14 protein-coding genes are annotated in these 16,064 nt (G+C 72.7%); 7 read left to right on the top strand and 7 right to left on the bottom strand.

The features are described from left to right. Positions 1-60: 60 nt before the first annotated feature. Together HQQ85_RS08370 and HQQ85_RS08365 are read right to left on the bottom strand one after the other, a co-directional pair. Positions 61-813, bottom strand: coding sequence for an alpha/beta hydrolase (locus HQQ85_RS08370; protein WP_173182076.1), 753 nt, complete (start codon positions 811-813; stop codon positions 61-63). Positions 814-868: 55 nt separating this feature from the next. Next, the gene (locus HQQ85_RS08365) at positions 869-2,164 is read right to left on the bottom strand and encodes a hypothetical protein (RefSeq protein ID WP_173182075.1); all 1,296 of its coding nucleotides are present in this window, start codon (positions 2,162-2,164) and stop codon (positions 869-871) included. A 98-nt stretch (positions 2,165-2,262) separates the two neighbouring features. On the opposite strand from HQQ85_RS08365, the gene HQQ85_RS08360 reads away from it, so the two are divergent. Continuing rightward, a complete protein-coding gene (locus HQQ85_RS08360) occupies positions 2,263-3,393 on the top strand; it encodes a hypothetical protein (protein ID WP_173181765.1) in 1,131 nt (376 codons plus the stop codon). A gap of 71 nt (positions 3,394-3,464) precedes the next feature. Here the strand turns inward: HQQ85_RS08360 and HQQ85_RS08355 are convergent, their stop codons facing one another. Next, the gene (locus HQQ85_RS08355; protein ID WP_173182074.1) at positions 3,465-4,136 is read right to left on the bottom strand and encodes an HAD hydrolase-like protein; all 672 of its coding nucleotides are present in this window, start codon (positions 4,134-4,136) and stop codon (positions 3,465-3,467) included. 74 nt (positions 4,137-4,210) lie between these two features. Between HQQ85_RS08355 and HQQ85_RS08350 the strand changes: the two genes are divergently transcribed. Continuing rightward, entirely contained in the window at positions 4,211-5,383 is a 1,173-nt protein-coding gene (locus tag HQQ85_RS08350) for an SLC13 family permease (protein WP_173182073.1), read from the top strand. A 49-nt stretch (positions 5,384-5,432) separates the two neighbouring features. Here the strand turns inward: HQQ85_RS08350 and HQQ85_RS08345 are convergent, their stop codons facing one another. The 3 genes from HQQ85_RS08345 to HQQ85_RS08335 are packed head-to-tail and all read right to left on the bottom strand — an operon-like array spanning position 5,433 to position 7,866. After that, positions 5,433-5,834 carry an SseB family protein gene (locus tag HQQ85_RS08345; RefSeq protein WP_173182072.1) on the bottom strand — a complete coding sequence of 134 codons (402 nt, stop codon included), beginning with the start codon at positions 5,832-5,834 and terminating at the stop codon, positions 5,433-5,435. 26 nt (positions 5,835-5,860) lie between these two features. After that, the gene (nucS, locus tag HQQ85_RS08340) at positions 5,861-6,556 is read right to left on the bottom strand and encodes an endonuclease NucS (RefSeq protein ID WP_173182071.1); all 696 of its coding nucleotides are present in this window, start codon (positions 6,554-6,556) and stop codon (positions 5,861-5,863) included. A 41-nt stretch (positions 6,557-6,597) separates the two neighbouring features. Further along, positions 6,598-7,866, bottom strand: a complete 1,269-nt coding sequence (locus tag HQQ85_RS08335; RefSeq protein ID WP_371741883.1) for an MFS transporter — start codon at positions 7,864-7,866, stop codon at positions 6,598-6,600. A gap of 52 nt (positions 7,867-7,918) precedes the next feature. On the opposite strand from HQQ85_RS08335, the gene HQQ85_RS08330 reads away from it, so the two are divergent. The 3 genes from HQQ85_RS08330 (at position 7,919) to HQQ85_RS08320 (ending at position 11,536) form a co-directional block, all read left to right on the top strand. Then, on the top strand, positions 7,919-8,983 hold the full coding sequence (locus HQQ85_RS08330) for a LacI family DNA-binding transcriptional regulator (RefSeq protein ID WP_173182069.1): 1,065 nt from the start codon (positions 7,919-7,921) through the stop codon (positions 8,981-8,983). Between the two features lie 80 nt (positions 8,984-9,063). After that, the gene (locus HQQ85_RS08325) at positions 9,064-10,767 is read left to right on the top strand and encodes an MFS transporter (RefSeq protein WP_173182068.1); all 1,704 of its coding nucleotides are present in this window, start codon (positions 9,064-9,066) and stop codon (positions 10,765-10,767) included. A 4-nt stretch (positions 10,768-10,771) separates the two neighbouring features. After that, positions 10,772-11,536: an MBL fold metallo-hydrolase gene (locus tag HQQ85_RS08320; protein WP_173182067.1), complete on the top strand. Its 765-nt coding sequence runs from the start codon at positions 10,772-10,774 to the stop codon at positions 11,534-11,536. Between the two features lie 52 nt (positions 11,537-11,588). Here the strand turns inward: HQQ85_RS08320 and HQQ85_RS08315 are convergent, their stop codons facing one another. Then, positions 11,589-12,908 carry an MATE family efflux transporter gene (locus HQQ85_RS08315; RefSeq protein WP_173182066.1) on the bottom strand — a complete coding sequence of 440 codons (1,320 nt, stop codon included), beginning with the start codon at positions 12,906-12,908 and terminating at the stop codon, positions 11,589-11,591. Between the two features lie 134 nt (positions 12,909-13,042). Between HQQ85_RS08315 and HQQ85_RS08310 the strand changes: the two genes are divergently transcribed. Both HQQ85_RS08310 and HQQ85_RS08305 read left to right on the top strand, forming a co-directional pair. Then, a complete protein-coding gene (locus HQQ85_RS08310; protein ID WP_173182065.1) occupies positions 13,043-15,037 on the top strand; it encodes a M13-type metalloendopeptidase in 1,995 nt (664 codons plus the stop codon). A gap of 25 nt (positions 15,038-15,062) precedes the next feature. Next, entirely contained in the window at positions 15,063-16,061 is a 999-nt protein-coding gene (locus HQQ85_RS08305; protein WP_173182064.1) for a serine hydrolase, read from the top strand. Positions 16,062-16,064 lie beyond the last annotated feature (3 nt).

The raw sequence follows: 16,064 nt of genomic DNA, 5'->3' as shown, positions 1-16,064 counted from the left end.
TTCCGGTGGTGGTTTCGGCGTTCTTCGTGGGCTTCGCGGTGTCGCGGGGCGCCGCGCCGCTCAGGGGGCGGCGAGGAAGTCGTCGAGGGCCGTGGTGAGCCGGGCGCGCATCCGCTCGTCGTCGATCGAGGCCGTGCCGTCGCCCGGCTGGGGGCCGTAGTCGCCGAAGGAGGCGTGGTTCGCGCCCTCGATCACGACGAAGCGGGCGTCGGCGGGGAGGTCGGCGCGGGAGGCGTCGATCTTCGCGGGGGTGCTGAGTCCGTCTTCGCTGCCCGAGACGGAGAGGACGGGGATGCCGCTGTCGCTGAGGTCGCCGGCGCAGTAGGAGCCGAGGAGCACGAGGCCCCGGACGTCGGCGTCGGTGGCGTACTGGCAGGCCTTGACGCCGCCGAGGGAGTGGCCGCCGACGTACCAGTCGTCGACGCCCGGCGCGAGGTCGGTGAAGGTGCTGAACGGGCGGAACTCGAAGATCGCGAAGTTGAGGATCGGGCGCACGATCACCACGGTCGTGCCGGCGTCGACGATGCCGCTGAGCTTGTCCGCGTAGGCGAGCGGGTCGACCTTCGCGCCCGCGAGGAAGACGAGGCCGGTGCCGTTCGCGGGGCCGGTCGGGGTCATCACGACGTCGCCGTGGGTCCAGGCGATGTCGACGGCGGGGTCGGCGGCGACCGCCTGCACGGGTTCGAGTTCGGCGGCGTAGGTGGTGTGGGCGTCGACGAGGAAGCCGACGACGACGGCGACGAGGAGGGTCGCGATCGCGAGGGCGACGGGTTTCAGGATGCGGCCGATCGGGCGTCTGGGTCGGGTCGCCATCAGCGGGTTCCCGTCAGCGTGCGTGCATCAGAGCGTGTCATCAGCGGGCGTGTCATCAGCGGGCGTGCATCGTGTCGTAGCGGGCGAGGGCGTCGGCGTCGGTCGCGAGGGTGGCGGCGCGCCGGGCTCCGTCGAGGGCGGCGACGGGGTCGGCCTCGAGGCGGGCGAGCTGCAGCTCGCGCTCGGCGGCCGCGAGGCGGGTGCGGGCATCCGTGCCGACGCCGCCCCGGCGGGAGGAGATGAGCTCGCTCGCCGTGCGGATGTGGCTCTCGGCGATGGCGAGGGCGCCGACGAGGGCCTCGCGCGCCGAGTCCAGGCGCTGCTGGGCGGTGCGCGCGGTCGCGAGGGCGTGGTCGAGCTCGGCGGCCGCGGCGTCGAGGGCATCGATGTCGGCGGCCGGATGCGCGGGGCGGCGGGTCTCGGCCAGGGCGACGGTGTCGCGCATCCGCTTCTCGGCGTCGAGGATGCGCTGGGCGGCGTCGGGGGCGGCGACCTTCTGTCGCAGCTCGTCGGCGTCGCGCAGCCGGGACGCTGCGGCGTCGAGGGCGGAGGCCCGGTCGAGGCGGGCCTGGCGGAGGGCGTCACGCGTGCGGTCGACGGAATCGAGGAGGGCGACGGCCTCGCGGAGGAGCGCCTCGGCGCGCTGCACCTCTTTACCCACGGGGGCGACGGCGGCGGTCTCGAGGCTGTCGTGGGCCTCCGCTCGGGCGGCGTCGGCTGCGTCGAGCGCCTGCCGCGCGCGGTCATCGGCGCCTTCGACCGACTCGAGGGCTGCCGGGTCGTAGGCGTCGTGGAGTTCGGCGAGGGTGGCGGTGGCCAGCGGCACGCGCGCGCGGGCCTCGGCGGTGCGGTCGCCGAGGCGGGCCAGCGTGTCGGGGGCGGCGGTCTCGGTGCGGCGCCGGTCGGTGATCGCGCGGGTCTGCGTGGTGACGAGGGCGAGGGCCGCGTCGCTGAGGGAGAGGATGCGCTTGCTCCAGTCGCGCTGCTCCTGCTCGGTGTCGAGCACGGAGTCGTCGAGGCGCTGCTTGAGGGCGAAGGCCTCGGAGGCGCGCTTCTTCGCGGTGTCGAGCGCCTCGGCGAAGTCGTGCACGGCGGAGTCGCCGAACTCGGCGCGGGCGAACTCGAGCTCGTCGGCGGCGTCGCGGACGGCGTCGTCCATCTGCACGAGCTGGATGTTCGCGCGCTTGATCAGTTCGTCGACCGGGAGGCGGGTGGGGGCGACGGTGCGGCGCTGGGCCTCGGCCGTGCGCTGCCGCGTGCCGCGGCGGCGGAGCACCGTGGAGGCGGCGGCCAGCGTGACGAGGACGGCGCCGAGGATGATCGCGCTCGGGAGCAGGTCGAATCCGTCCATGGGTCCAGCCTACGGAGGGTTCATGGGTGCGGGCCCGCTGCGCCGTGAGTAGTGATTGCTCATAACGCCCTTCGCGCTTTCTGCGGCAGTTTGGGGCCATGTTCTCCCTGCACCGATCTCGTACCGCCGCCGTCTTCGCGGGTGCCCTTCTCGCCGCGGCGATGCTCGGCGGGGCGGTCGCTCCCGCCTCGGCGGCGCCGGGGGATCAGATCTCGGTCTCGCTGCCCGTCCTGACTCCCGACTTCGGGTACGTGAAGCAGGGGAGCGTCATCCCGCGCACGATCGAGCTCCTCAACGACGGCATCGACTCGATCACCATCGATCCGGCGCCGCTCTCGGCGCTCACCTCGCCGTTCGCCCTCACCTCGACCACGATCGTGGGCGGGAACGTGATCGCCCCCGGCCAGCGGCGTACGATCTCGGTCACCCTCACGGCGCCGCCGGCCCCGACGGTCGCGAATCAGGCGGTGACGCTGATGCTCGTGTCGAACGATCGGGTCGGATCGATGCCGCTCACCCTGAACTTCCACTCGGAGTCGCTGACGACCGCCCGGGCGCACTTCGACATCGCGACTCCGGACGGGTCGGCGACGCTCGGGTTCGGGTCGGTGAAGGTCGGCATGGCCGTGACCCGGCGACTGACACTGATGGTCGGTGGCATCGATCCGCTGTCGTTCGGCGAGGGCGAAGTGAAGGTCACCGACAGCAGCGGGGCGACCGTGGGCACGGTGCGGGTGACGGGGTCGTCGTTCGGTGCGGGCACCACGTACCGGCCGATGGAGAGTGCGACCGTCGACCTGACCTTCACCCCGACGGCGGCGGGCACGTTCTCGGGCGCCGTCACCATCACCGGGCGCACGATGAACGGCAACCCGGAGGCGCCGAGCGTCGTCGTGGCACTTCCGTTCACGGCGGCGGCGACCGCGGTGCCGACGCCGACTCCGACGCCCACGCCGACCGCCACCGCGACTCCGACCTCGACCGCGACGCCGACCCCGACCTCCACGTCGACCGCCACGCCGTCCGCATCGGGCGCGCCGGGTGCCGGTGGGTCGGGGTCGGCCGGCATCGGATCCGGCAGCGGTCGGGGCGGCAACACGGGCCCGGGGGTGTCGCTCGCGAGCACCGGTGCGGACCCGATGGTCGCGTCGGGCTTCGGCCTCGTGATGCTCGTCGGTGGGGCCGCGGCGGTGGTGCTGGGCATCCGTCGCCGTCGTCTGCACGGCTGACGACACGCTGCGCGCACGCCGCGACCCGCCCCGGCTCACGACGAGGGGCGGGTCGCCGGCGTGCGGACGGGCTAGAGGAGGGCCGTGCGGAGCTGGTCGACCGAGTGCACGACGCCGATCGCGCCGACCGACTCGGCCGGGGAGCCGTAGCCCCACTCGACCATGATGACCGGCACGCCGTGGGCCGCGGCGCCGATGATGTCGTGCTCGCGGTCGCCGACCATCACGAGGTTCGTCAGGTCGATCGACTGCTCGCGCAGGCGGCGGAGCGCCTCCTCCACGACGTCGGCCTTGGCGCTGCGGGTCTCGTCCTCCGACGAGCCGCAGATCACCTCGAAGCAGTCGGCCACGTCGAGGTGCTCGAGGATGCGCAGCGCCTGCGTCTCCGACTTCGAGGTGGCGATGGCGAGCGGGATGCCCGCGGCATGCAGCGAACGGACGAGGCCGATCATCCCCGGGTACACGCGGGCGTCGTCCTGCGGGCCCTCCGAGGCGGCGAGGCCGCGGTACACCACGAGCGCCTCGCGCGCCTCGGCCTCGGTCATCGACGCCACGTCACGGAACCCGTCGAGGATCGGCGGCCCCACGAACGCCACGAGCTCCGCCGGCAGCGGCACCGGGCGCCCCATCGCCTGAAGGGTGCGCGAGAGCCGGCCGATGATCCCCGGGGCGGAGTCGGTGATGGTTCCGTCGAGGTCGAAGAGGATGCACGACCACGGCTTGGACGGGTTCTGCTGAGTCACCCGCCCAATCCTAGAGTCGCCCCGCGGACGATCGGAGCGGGCCCGCAGCTTCGCCGCCCTAGACTCCCCCTGAAATGGTCGCTTCCCTCGCCCGCCGCGCCCCCGTGGTCATCACGCTGCTCCTGCTCGCCGGGGCGGTCGTCGTGGTCGCCACCGGCGTGCTGCCGTGGCCCGACTTCACCGCGCTGGTCGAGCGCGTCGCCCCCGTGCTCGCCTTCGTCATCGCCATCACGATCGTCGCCGAGCTGGCCAGCGACGCCGGCGTGTTCACCGCGCTTGCCGAACGCATCGCGGGCTGGGGCCGCGGCCGGATCTGGGCGCTCTGGCTGCTCGTGATCGCGCTCGCCGTGGTCAGCACGGCCTTCCTCTCGCTCGACACGACCGCCGTGCTGGTGACCCCCGTGGTCGTGGTGCTGGCGCTGCACGTGGGGGTCTCGCCGATCCCGTTCGCGCTGGCGACCGTGTGGCTGGCGAACACCGCCTCCCTCTTCCTCCCGGTCTCGAACCTGACCAACCTGCTGGCGGCGCGCTCCTTCGAGGGCGGGCCGGTGCAGTTCCTCGGCATCGTGTGGGCGCCGGCGCTGGTCGGCGTGGTCGTGAGCGTCGTCATCCTCTCCGTGGTCTACCGCTCGCGGCTCGTCGGGCGCTACCTCGCCCCTGAGCGCACGCCCATCCGGGATCGCGGCCTACTCGTCTACTCGGCGGTCATCGTCGTGCTGCTGCTGCCGATGCTCGTCTCGGGCCTCGAGGTCGCCTGGGTCGCGGGCGTGGCGGCGGTGCTGCTGCTCGGCGCGTTCCTGCTGCGCCGGCGCGAGGCGATCTCGGTCTCGCTCGTGCCCTGGCAGGCGCTCGGCATCGCGTTCGGGCTGTTCGTGCTGGTCGAGGCCGCGCACGCGCACGGCCTCGAGGACCTGCTCGCCTCCGTCAGCGGCTCGGGCGACGACCCGCTGAGCCTGCTTCACCTCGCCGCGGTCGCGGCGGTCAGTGCCAACGGCATCAACAACCTGCCGGCCTACCTCGTGCTCGAACCGCAGGCCGGCAGCCAGCTGCGCCTGGTCGCCCTGCTGATCGGCGTCAACCTCGGGCCGCTCGTCACGCCGTGGGCATCGCTCGCGACCCTGCTCTGGCACCAGCGCCTCACGGCCCTCGGCGTCACGATCTCGTGGCCGCGCTTCATGGGTCTCGGCCTGATCGCGGTCGTGATCATCGTGCCGCTGGCCACCCTGGCGCTCGCTTTCACCGCCTGAGAAGTCGCTCGTCAGTCGGGTGCAGCGAGCGGATGCCCGAGCCCGACCTTCAGGCCTCGACGAACTCGCGCTTGACGACCTGGCCCAGGGTTCCGGCGTCGAACTGCACGGCGACGAAGTCGGCGGTCGAGACGAGGGCCAGCGCATCCTGAGCCGGCAGGATCATCGCCTGGGCGGCGGCCCGCTGCTCCTCGGGGACGGCGAGTCGCAGCTCGGAGATGGAGGTGAACAGCGGCAGCACCAGCTCACCCGTCGTGGACAGGACCGTGCGCAGCTGAGGGTCGGCCGCATCCGTCGTGCCGGTGATGTCGACCACGAGGCCGCCCGTGCGCATCGCTTTCAGGAGGGCGTCGAGCGTGGTGCGGTTCGGCAGCGCCGCGAAGGTCTCGAGCGCCTTGCGCAGCGGCCGGTTCGAGTACGACTTGGGGAAGGCCGGTCTGCGGGAAGCCACCCCCCAACCCTATCCAGGCCGCTGACTCAGAAGAGGCGGGAGTCGGCGTCGTCGAGGCCGCGCATGGCGTCGTAGTCGAGCGTGACGCAGCGGATGCCGCGGTCGAGCGCGAGCGTGCGCGCCTGCGGCTTGATCTCCTGCGCGGCGAAGACGCCCTGCACGGGCGCGAGGTGCGGGTCGCGGTTCATCAGCTCGAGGTAGCGGGTGAGCTGCTCGACGCCGTCGATGTCGCCGCGGCGCTTGATCTCGACGGCGACGGATGCCCCGGCCGAGTCGCGCGCCAGGATGTCGACGGGGCCGATCGCGGTCATGTACTCGCGTCGCACCAGCGTGTGGCCGTCGCCGAGGAGGTCGATCTGCTCGGCGAGGAGCTTCTGCAGGTGCGCCTCGACGCCGTCCTTGACGAGACCCGGGTCGATACCGAGCTCGTGCGCCGAGTCGTGCTCGATGTCGTAGAGCGAGACGACGAGCACATCGTCGGTCTTCTTCTGCGTCACCTTCCAGAGCTCGGTGATGCCCGCCTCGGCCTGGTCGGCGTCGGGCTCCTGCACGGTGATGCTGCAGGGCGGGCTCATCCAGTTCAGCGGCTTGTAACTGCCGCCGTCGGAGTGCACCAGGATGCTGCCGTCGCTCTTCAGCATCAGCAGCCGCTTCGCGAGCGGGAGGTGGGCGCTGAGGCGGCCGGCGTAGTCGACGGAACAGGTGGCAATGACGAGACGCACCAGTAGAGCGTAACCGCCCGCCCGGCACCCGCCGCCCGCGGTCAGGGGCGGGGAGCGGCCTCGAGAGGTGCGCGCTCACGCGCGGCGGGCGAGGCGAGGCCCGCGAGCACGACGAGCACCAGCACGAGCAGCAGGCCGTTCAGGATGCCGAACTCGTGGCCGAGCAGGCCGATCACCGGCGGGCCCACGAGGAACGCGGTGTAACCGATGATCGCGACCGCGCTGACGCGGGCGGCCGAACGCTGGGGGTCGGGGGTGTCGGCAGCCGCCGACATGCCGACCGGGAAGCCGAGCGACGAGCCGAGCGCCCAGAACGCGGCGCCGACGAAGGCGAGCCAGGGCGCGGGGGCGAAGATGAACAGCAGCAGGCCGAGCACGGCCAGCGCGGCGCTCACCCGCAGCACGGGCACCCGCCCGAAGCGGTCGAGCACCGGACCGCCCGCGACGCGGCCGACCGTCATCGAGACGGTGAAGACGCCGAACGCGATCGCGCCCGTGGTGTTGGACTGGTCGTAGCCGTCGACCATGGCGATGGCGAGCCAGTCGTTCGCCGAGCCCTCGGCGAAGGCCATGCCGAGCATGATCAGGCCGATGGCGAGCAGCCGCACGTCGCGCCACACGCCGAGCGACTCGACGACGCGCTCGCGCAGCGGCTTCTTCGGGGAGTCGTCGAGCTCGGCGGCCTCGACCCCCTTCGGCACGAAGCGGATGGCGACGACCACCGCCACGAGCACCACGACGGCCATCACCGCGAGGTGGGCGATCACGGGCACCGAGAGAGCGGAGGCGAGGGCCCCGATGCCGGCGCCGGCCACGGTTCCGAAGCTGAAGAAGGCGTGCATGAGGGGCATCAGCGTCTTGCCGATCGCGCGCTCGGCGGCAGCGCCCTCGACGTTCATCATCACGTCGACCGCTCCGTTGCCGAAGCCGAAGAACGCGAGGCCGATCGCCACGACGGCGGGGCTGACGAGGGTGTCGGTGCCGAGACCGATGCCGACGAGGCCCACGGAGACGAGACCCAGCACGATCACCATGCCGGCTCGGGCGCCGATGCGCGCCATGATCGGCGGCGCCGCGATGAGCCCGATCACCGAGCCCGCCGACATCGCGAAGATGAGCAGGCCCACCTGCGCGGTGTCGATGCCGAGCTGGTCGCGCACGGCCGGCAGCCGGGCGACCCAGCTCGCGATGGAGACCCCGCTCAGGGCGAAGATGACGAAGATCGCATTGCGCCAGGCGTGCAGCTGACGGAGCGTGAGCGTCGTGGTCGTCATGGGAATCCTCGGTGACTCGGGGTGGGGCCGGGCAATCGTCGTGAAATCGAATCGTTTCGATCGAATCGATTCGACTACAGTATCCAGCATGACCGGCGGATCGCAAGGCGCGCACCGGGCGACCCTGTCGCACGTGGCGCAACGGGCCGGCGTGTCCCGCTCCACGGCCTCGCTCGCCTTCAGCGGTGCCGGTCCGGTCTCACCGGCGACGAAGGAACGGGTGCTCGCCGCGGCGGCCGAGCTGGGCTACGGCGGCCCCGACCCGCGGGCCCGGTCGCTCCGGCAGGGGAGGTCGGGGGTGGTGGGCATCGTGTTCGACGAGAAGCTGCTGCACGCGTTCCGCGACCCGGTCAACGTGCAGACGCTCGACGGCATCGCCGACGGTCTCGGCGTGGACAGCAACGGCCTGCTGCTGCTCACCGAGACGGGGGCGGTGGGGGAGGGCATCCGCTCGGCCGCGGTCGACGCCGCCGTTCTGATGGGCTGCAGCACCGTGCTCGACGACGTCATCGCCGCGCTGGGGCGGCGGGGCATCCCGCTCGTCTCGATCGAGGGCGGGGAGCGGGAGGGCGTGGTCGACATCGGTCTCGACAACGTGAACGCCTCCGAGGAGCTCGCCCGGCACCTGCACGCGCTCGGGCACCGACGGGTGGGCAGCGTGCTGCTCGGCGTCGACCCCGAGCGCGTCTCGCGGCCGGTGGCGCTCGACGAGCTGCCGGCGATCACGGCGCCGGTGACGGCCGACCGGCTGCGGGGTGCGGCCCGGGTCTTCCCCGGGCTGACGGCCTACACGGCAGGCTACAACCTGGTCGAGAACGGCGCCGCGGCGGCCGGTGCACTGCTCGACGTGCCCGCCGGCGAGCGGCCCACCGCGATCCTGGCGCAGAGCGACCTGCTCGCGGTCGGCGTGCTGCGGGCCGCCGAGGAGCGCGGGCTCCGGGTGCCCGACGACCTCTCGGTCACCGGCTTCGACGGCGTGCGGATCGACGGCCTGACCGGCCACGAGCTCACCACGATGCGCCAGCCGGCCGCCGACAAGGGCCGCGCGGCGGGCGAGGCGGTCGCGGCGCTGATCGCCGGCGAGGAGGCCCACTCCCTCCAGTTCGCGTGCGAGCTGCGTCTCGGCGACACGACCGGGCCCGTCCCCGCCTGACCGGGGCTCTGGCACGGCGGGGCGGTGGGGCGCTACTGTCGTGCCAGGTGCCGCCGGGCATCCGCGGGGAGGGGCGGCGCATGGGGGCTGAAGCGGCACGGGACACGGCGAGCCGAGCCGGCGCCACGGCAGCCGGGAACGTCACGGCCGGCACCGCGCCCGCGCGCGGCGGCCTCGTGCTGCTCGCGCTCATCCTCGCCTCGGGCGTCGCCAACCTCAACCTCTCGGTCGCCAACGTCGCCCTGCCCTCGATCGGCCAGGCCTTCGACGCCTCGCAGACCGCGCTCAACCTCGTGGCGGTGGGCTTCTCGCTCGGCCTCGCGGGCTCCGTGCTCTACCTCGGCGCCCTCGGCGACCGCTACGGGCGCAAGCGGATGCTCGTGCTCGGCCTCGCGCTGAGCATCCCCGCGGCACTGATCGCCGCCTACGCGCCCGGCATCGAGGTGCTCTTCCTGGCCCGGGTGTTCGGCGGGGTCGCGGCCGGCATGGCCTACCCGACCACCCTCGCCCTGATCGCCGCGCTCTGGACGGGGCCCAAGCGCATCGCCGCGATCGCCCTCTGGTCGGGTCTCGGCGGCGCCATCTCGGCGCTCGGTCCGCTCGCCTCCGGCTACCTGATCGGCGTCTTCGACTGGAGCGCGGTCTTCCTGATGACCATCCCGCTCGCCGCGGTGACGCTCGTGATCGTGCTGCTGGTGGTGCCCGCGAAGGTGAACGAGGGCACCGATCCGGTCGACAACCTCGGGGGAGTGCTGTCGATCGTGCTGGTGGCCGCGCTGGTGCTGGCGATCAACTTCGCCGCGGTGCCCGGGGCGCAGCTGTTCGCCCTCGGGCTCGGTGCCGTCGCGGTGGTGGCGGGCACCGGCTTCGTGCTGCGGCAGCGGCGGGCCGCGCATCCGCTCTACGACCTGCGCATTGCCGCCCGCCGCACCTTCTGGGTGGCGGCCGTCGGGGGCATCATCGTGTTCGGCTCGCTGATGGGCGCGATGTACGTGGGGCAGCTGTTCCTGCAGAACGTGCTGCAGTACTCGGCGCTCGAGGCGGGGGCGAGCATCCTGCCCGCGGCCCTGCTGATGGTGCTCGCGGCGCCGCTGTCGAGCCGGCTGGTGCTGCGGTTCGGGGCGCGGATGGTGTTCCTGCTGGGCTTCGCGTTCTGCCTGCTCGGGTTCCTCACGATGCTGCTGTTCTGGGACGTCGGGATCAGCTACCTGCCCGTCGGCGTCGGCTACGGCCTGATCGGCATAGGCGTGGGGCTCGCGGGCCCGCCGTCGTCGCGCTCGCTCACCGACTCGGTGCCCGTCGAGCGCGCGGGCATGGCCTCGGGCACCTCCGACCTGCAGCGCGACCTCGGCGGCTCGATCATGCAGTCGGTACTGGGGGCGATCCTCACGGCCGGGTACGCGGCGGCCATCGCGAAGTCGATAGCGGATGCTCCCGCCGACGTGCAGGGCGAGGTGACCTCGAGCGTCGCCGCCCAGCTGCAGAAGTCGTTCGACGGGGCGGTGTCGATCGCGAAGCAGTACCCCGAGTACGCCGACGGCATCGTCGCGGCCGCGCGGCAGTCGTTCCTCGACGGGGCCGACTGGGCCTACGCGACCGGGATGCTCACCATGCTGGTCGGGGCGGTGCTGGTGTTCCTCTACTATCCGCGGCGCGAGCGCGAGCACGAGCTGTTCCGCGAGTACGCGGGCGGTGCAGCGGCCGAACGGGCCGCGGAGCCGGCCGCCGAGCCGCCCGCCGAGCCACCCGTCGGCGGGAACCCGGAGCCGCGCACGGGAGGATAGGGGCATGCTCCTCACCGTGCTCGGCACCGCGACCCCCTACCCGCGACCGGACGACCCCTGCTCGGGCTACCTCCTGCAGGGTGAGCCCGCGGTGGACGGCGGGCGCACGACAGTCTGGATCGACGCCGGCACCGGCACCTTCGCCGAACTGCAGCGCCACATCACGCTCGATCAGCTCGATGCCGTCGTCATCTCGCACCGGCACGCCGACCACTCGGCCGACCTGCTGGTGGCGTACTACGCCCTGCGCTTCTCCGAGCACCGGCCGGGCGGCCCGATCCCTTTGATCGCCCCCGAGGGGATGCTCGAGCGCCTCGCCGCCTACCTCGGCCCGAACTCGGTCGACGAGCTGCCGCGGGTGTTCGAGCACCGGCCGATGAGCGGCTTCGCCGACGCGACGATCGGCAGCCTCTCGCTCTCGTGGGGTCCGGTGCAGCACGGGGTACCGGCGTTCGGGCTCACGGTGGAGGAGGGCGGCCGGCGCTTCGCCTACTCGGGCGACTCGGCACCCTGCCTCTCGCTCGAGGAGATCGGCGAGCGGGCCGACCTCTTCCTCGTGGAGGCCGGCTACGACCGGGTGCCCGACGGCGTGCCGGCGCACCACACCCCCGAGGACGCCGGTCGCACCGCCACGACGGCGGGCGCGGCGCGGCTCGTGCTGACGCATCGCGCCGAGACGCTCACGGGCGACGAGGCGCGGGCCCGCGCATCCGCTCACTTCGACGGGGACATCGACGTGGCGGTGCCGGGGCTCGCGCTGCAGGTCTAGGCCGCCGGGGCCGCACGAGCCCGGCGCCGTGCGTGGCGCAGCTGTGGCGCGTCTACGCCGGCGCTCCCGTCACGATCCACCGTGATCCGCGCGCCCGGAGCCCGAGCGTCAGCGCCCGCGCCCCGATGTAGCCGAAGCCGAACGCGACCCACAGCCAGACCAGCCCCGCGACGCCTGGCGGCCGCACGACGTCGACCACGACCAGCAGCGGCAGGTAGGCCACCAGGGTGAGCAAGCCGGCCAGGGCGAGGTAGCGCGCATCCCCCGCCCCGATCAGCACCCCGTCGAGCACGAACACGAAGCCGGCCAGCGGGATGCCGGCGGCCATCGTCAGCAGCGTCGCCGAGACTGCCTGCTGCACCTCGGGCGACGAGCTGAACACCGGCCCGGCGAACGGCGCCGCCGCCGCAACGAGCACGCCGAGCACCACGCCCGAGCCGACGCCCCACCGGATCAGGCGCCGTGTGACCGCGTGCACCCGGTCGACCTCGTCGGCTCCGAGCGAGTGCCCCACCAGTGCCTGCCCGGCGATCGCCAGCGCATCGAGGATGAACGCCAGCGTCGAGAACACCGTCAGCGCGATCTGGAACGCCGCGAGCTCGGTCACCCCGAGCGACGTGGCCACGACCACCGAGGCCACGAGCGCCGTGCGCAGGCTGGCCGTGCGCAGCAGCAGCCAGCCACCCGCGAGGGCGGCGCCCGACACCCCGTCGAGGCCCGGTCGCAGCGACAGACCGGATGCGCGGGCCGCCCGCACCGCCATCACGACGTAGACGGCGGCCATCCCCCACTGCGCCAGCACGGTGCCGGCGGCCGACCCCGCGATGCCCCAGCCGGCGCCGTAGATCAGCAGCGCGTTCAGGGCGGCGTTGGCGGCGAAGCCCGAGACGGCGACGACGAGCGGGGTGCGGGTGTCCTGCAGGCCGCGGAGCAGTCCGGTGGCGGCGATCACGACGAGCATTCCGGGGAGGCCGATCAGCGAGACCGTCAGATAGGTGGTCGCCTCGGCCGAGACCGCGGCGGTCGAGCCGAACAGCTCCACCAGCGGGCCGGCGAGCGGCCAGGCCACCAGCGCCAGCAGCACGCCGATGCCGAGCGCGAGCCACATGCCGTCGATGCCGGCCTTCACGGCGCCCGGCCGATCGCCCGCCCCGAGCCGCCGGGCCACCGCGGGGGTCGTGGCGTAGGCGAGGAAGATCAGCAGCCCCACCGCGGTCTGCAGCAGGGTGCTCGCCACGCCGAGGCCCGCGAGCTCGGTCTCGCCGAGGTGCCCGACGAGGGCGGTGTCGGTGAGCAGGAAGAGGGGTTCGGCCACGAGCGCGCCGAGCGCGGGCACCGCGAGGCGCAGGATGTCGCGATCGAGGCTCGGCATCCCCTCAGCCTAGATCGGGCCACCGACGCCGGACGGGTTCGGGCCCGCGTCGGCCGGCCACCCCGGATGGGCTCGGGCCCGCGTCGCGCACCGACCCTGGATGGGTGTCAGGGGTGGGTGCGTAGAGTTGCCTCGTGACTGCATCCGGAATCGACCTCACCGAACTCGACCCCACCGTGCGCGCGCAGGACGACCTGTTCCGCCATGTCAACGGCAGGTGGATCGCCCGCACCGCGATCCCCGACGACAAGGCCCGCTACGGCTCGTTCTACGTGCTCGCCGAAGAGGCCGAGAAGGCCGTGCGCACGATCATCGAGGAGTCCACCGACGCCCCGGAGGGCACCGAGGCGCGGAAGTTCGGCGACCTCTACACGAGCTTCATGGACGTGGAGCGCATCGAGGCCCTCGGCGCCGCACCGCTCGAGCCGCAGCTCGCGCTGGTCGACGCCATCGACGACCGCGCCTCGCTCGCGCGCACGCTGGGGCGTCTCGAGCGGCAGGGCGTGCCGGGCATCCTGAGGCTCTTCGTCGACAACGACCCGGGGAACCCCGAGCGCTACCTCGTGTTCGCCGAGCAGGGCGGCATCTCGCTGCCCGACGAGAGCTACTTCCGCGACGAGAAGTTCGCCTCGGTGCGCGAGGCGTACGTCGGCCACATCGAGCGGATGCTCGGGCTCGCCGGTCTCGACGAGGCCCCCCGCCGCGCCCAGCGCGTGTTCGAGCTCGAGACGCTGCTCGCCGCCTCGCACTGGGACAACGTGCGCACCCGCGACGCCCAGGCAACCTACAACCTGCTCAGCTGGAGCGAGCTGCTGTCGCTGCCGGCTGCCTCGTCGTCCGCGTCCGCGTCCTCGTCCGCGACCTCGGGCGCGGAGCTGATCGGTCTCTGGCGCGATGCGCTCGAGGCCCCGGAGGGCGTGTTCGACGAGCTCGTCGTGCGCGAGCCGAGCTTCGTCACCGGCCTCGCGGCCGCTTTCGTCGAGGCGCCGCTGGAGAGCTGGAAGGACTGGCTCGCCTGGAACGTCGTGCACGGCTGGGCGCCCTACCTCTCGGGCGACTTCGTGGAGGAGAACTTCGACTTCTACGCCCGCACGCTCACCGGCACCCCGAGCATCCGGGATCGCTGGAAGCGCGGGGTCTCGCTGGTCGAGGGCTCGATGGGCGAGGCCGTTGGCCGCATCTACGTCGAGAAGCACTTCCCGCCGACGGCGAAGGCGGCGATGGACGTGCTGGTCGCCAACCTGATCGAGGCCTACCGCCAGTCGATCTCGACCCTCGAGTGGATGAGCCCGGCCACGCGCGAGCGCGCCCTCGAGAAGCTGGCCAAGTTCACCCCCAAGATCGGCTTCCCGGCGCGCTGGCGCGACTACTCGGCGCTCTCGATCGACCCCACCGACCTGATCGCGAACGTGCGCGCCACCAGCGAGTTCGAGTTCCAGCGCGAGCTGGGGAAGATCGGCAAGCCGCTCGACCGCGACGAGTGGTTCATGACGCCGCAGACGATCAACGCCTACTACAACCCGGGCTTCAACGAGATCGTGTTCCCGGCGGCCATCCTGCAGCACCCGTTCTTCGACGAGGCCCGGGATGCGGCGGCCAACTACGGCGCCATCGGCGCGGTGATCGGGCACGAGATCGGGCACGGCTTCGACGACCAGGGCTCGCGCTTCGACGGCGACGGGCGGCTCACCGACTGGTGGACCGAGGCTGACCGGGAGGCGTTCGAGAAGCTGACCTCGTCGCTGATCGCGCAGTACGACGCCCTCGCCCCGGCCCAGGTGCCCGACCACCACGTCAACGGCGCGCTGACGATCGGCGAGAACATCGGCGACCTCGGCGGGCTCGGCATCGCCTGGAAGGCCTACCTCATCTCGCTCGACGGCGCCGAACCGCCGGTGATCGACGGGCTGACCGGGGCGCAGCGCTTCTTCCTGTCCTGGGCGCAGGCCTGGCAGCAGAAGTCGCGGGACGAGGAGGTCATCCGGCTGCTGTCGATCGACCCGCACTCGCCGAACGAGTTCCGCTGCAACCAGATCGTGCGCAACATCGACGAGTTCTACGCCGCCTTCGACGTGGCGTCCTCCGACGGACTCTGGTTGGACCCAGCCGACCGTGTCACCATCTGGTGAATGAAGCGGTGAGGAGCAGCTGAGCATGCCGGAGTCGATCCGCCGTCGGGCGCGGGAGGACCGCGACGAGGCCGCGCCCCGCGGGCGCCGCTCCGACGCGATCGAGAACGACGGCGGCATCTTCCGCAAGGGCTTCGCGTCGCTCACCGAGCTCGCGCTCTCGGGCGTGCAGGTGACCGCGTGCGCGGTCGACCTGGGGTCGGGCAAGGTGCTGTTCTCGGTCGACGACCACCTCTCGGTGCCGACGGCGTCGATCGGCAAGGTGCTGCTGCTGATCGAGGTGGCGGCGCGCATCTCGGCGCGGGACGGGGCGGGCACCGGCTCGTCCGGCTCGTCGTTCGACGCCTCGCGGCCGGCGTCGCGACCGCGACCCGTGCGGCCCGGGCCCGGGGCGGAGGCGCTGAGCATCCTGAACCGCACCGCGAACGACGAGATCGGCGACTCGGGCCTCTGGCAGCACCTGCAGGTGCCGGCGCTGCCCGTGAGCGACCTCGCGGCGCTGATCGGGGCGACGAGCGACAATCTCGCCACCAACGTGCTGCTGCGGCGGATCGGGCTCGACACCGTGCGGGCGCGGGCCGAGTCGCTCGGCCTCCGCCGCACCCTGCTGCTCGACATCGTGCGCGAGGAGCGGGGGCCCGACGATGCCCCGCAGCTCTCGGTGGGGTCGGCGCGGGAGCTCGCCATCCTGTTCGGGCGGCTGCACGCGGGCACGGTCGTCGACGAGACGACCTCGCAGCTCGTCCGCGGCTGGCTCAGTCTCGGCACCGACCTGTCGATGGTGGCCGGGGCGTTCGGGCTCGATCCGCTGGCGCACGTCGGGGCCGACCACGGGCTGCGGCTGTTCAACAAAACGGGGACGGATGCGGGCATCCGTTCGGAGGCCGGCGTGATCACCGGGCCGCGGGGCGGGGTCTCGTACGCGGTGACGATGCGGTTCAACGATGCCGAGCTGTCGGGGCGGCTCGCGGTGCTCGAGGCGATGCGGGTGCTGGGCACCGACTTCCTGGAGTACGTGTACTAGGAC

Source organism: Herbiconiux sp. VKM Ac-2851, from assembly GCF_013205105.1.
Classification (GTDB): domain Bacteria; phylum Actinomycetota; class Actinomycetes; order Actinomycetales; family Microbacteriaceae; genus Herbiconiux; species Herbiconiux flava.
The sequence above is the reverse complement of the archived record's forward strand: the minus strand, read 5'-3'. Positions and strand labels throughout refer to the sequence as shown.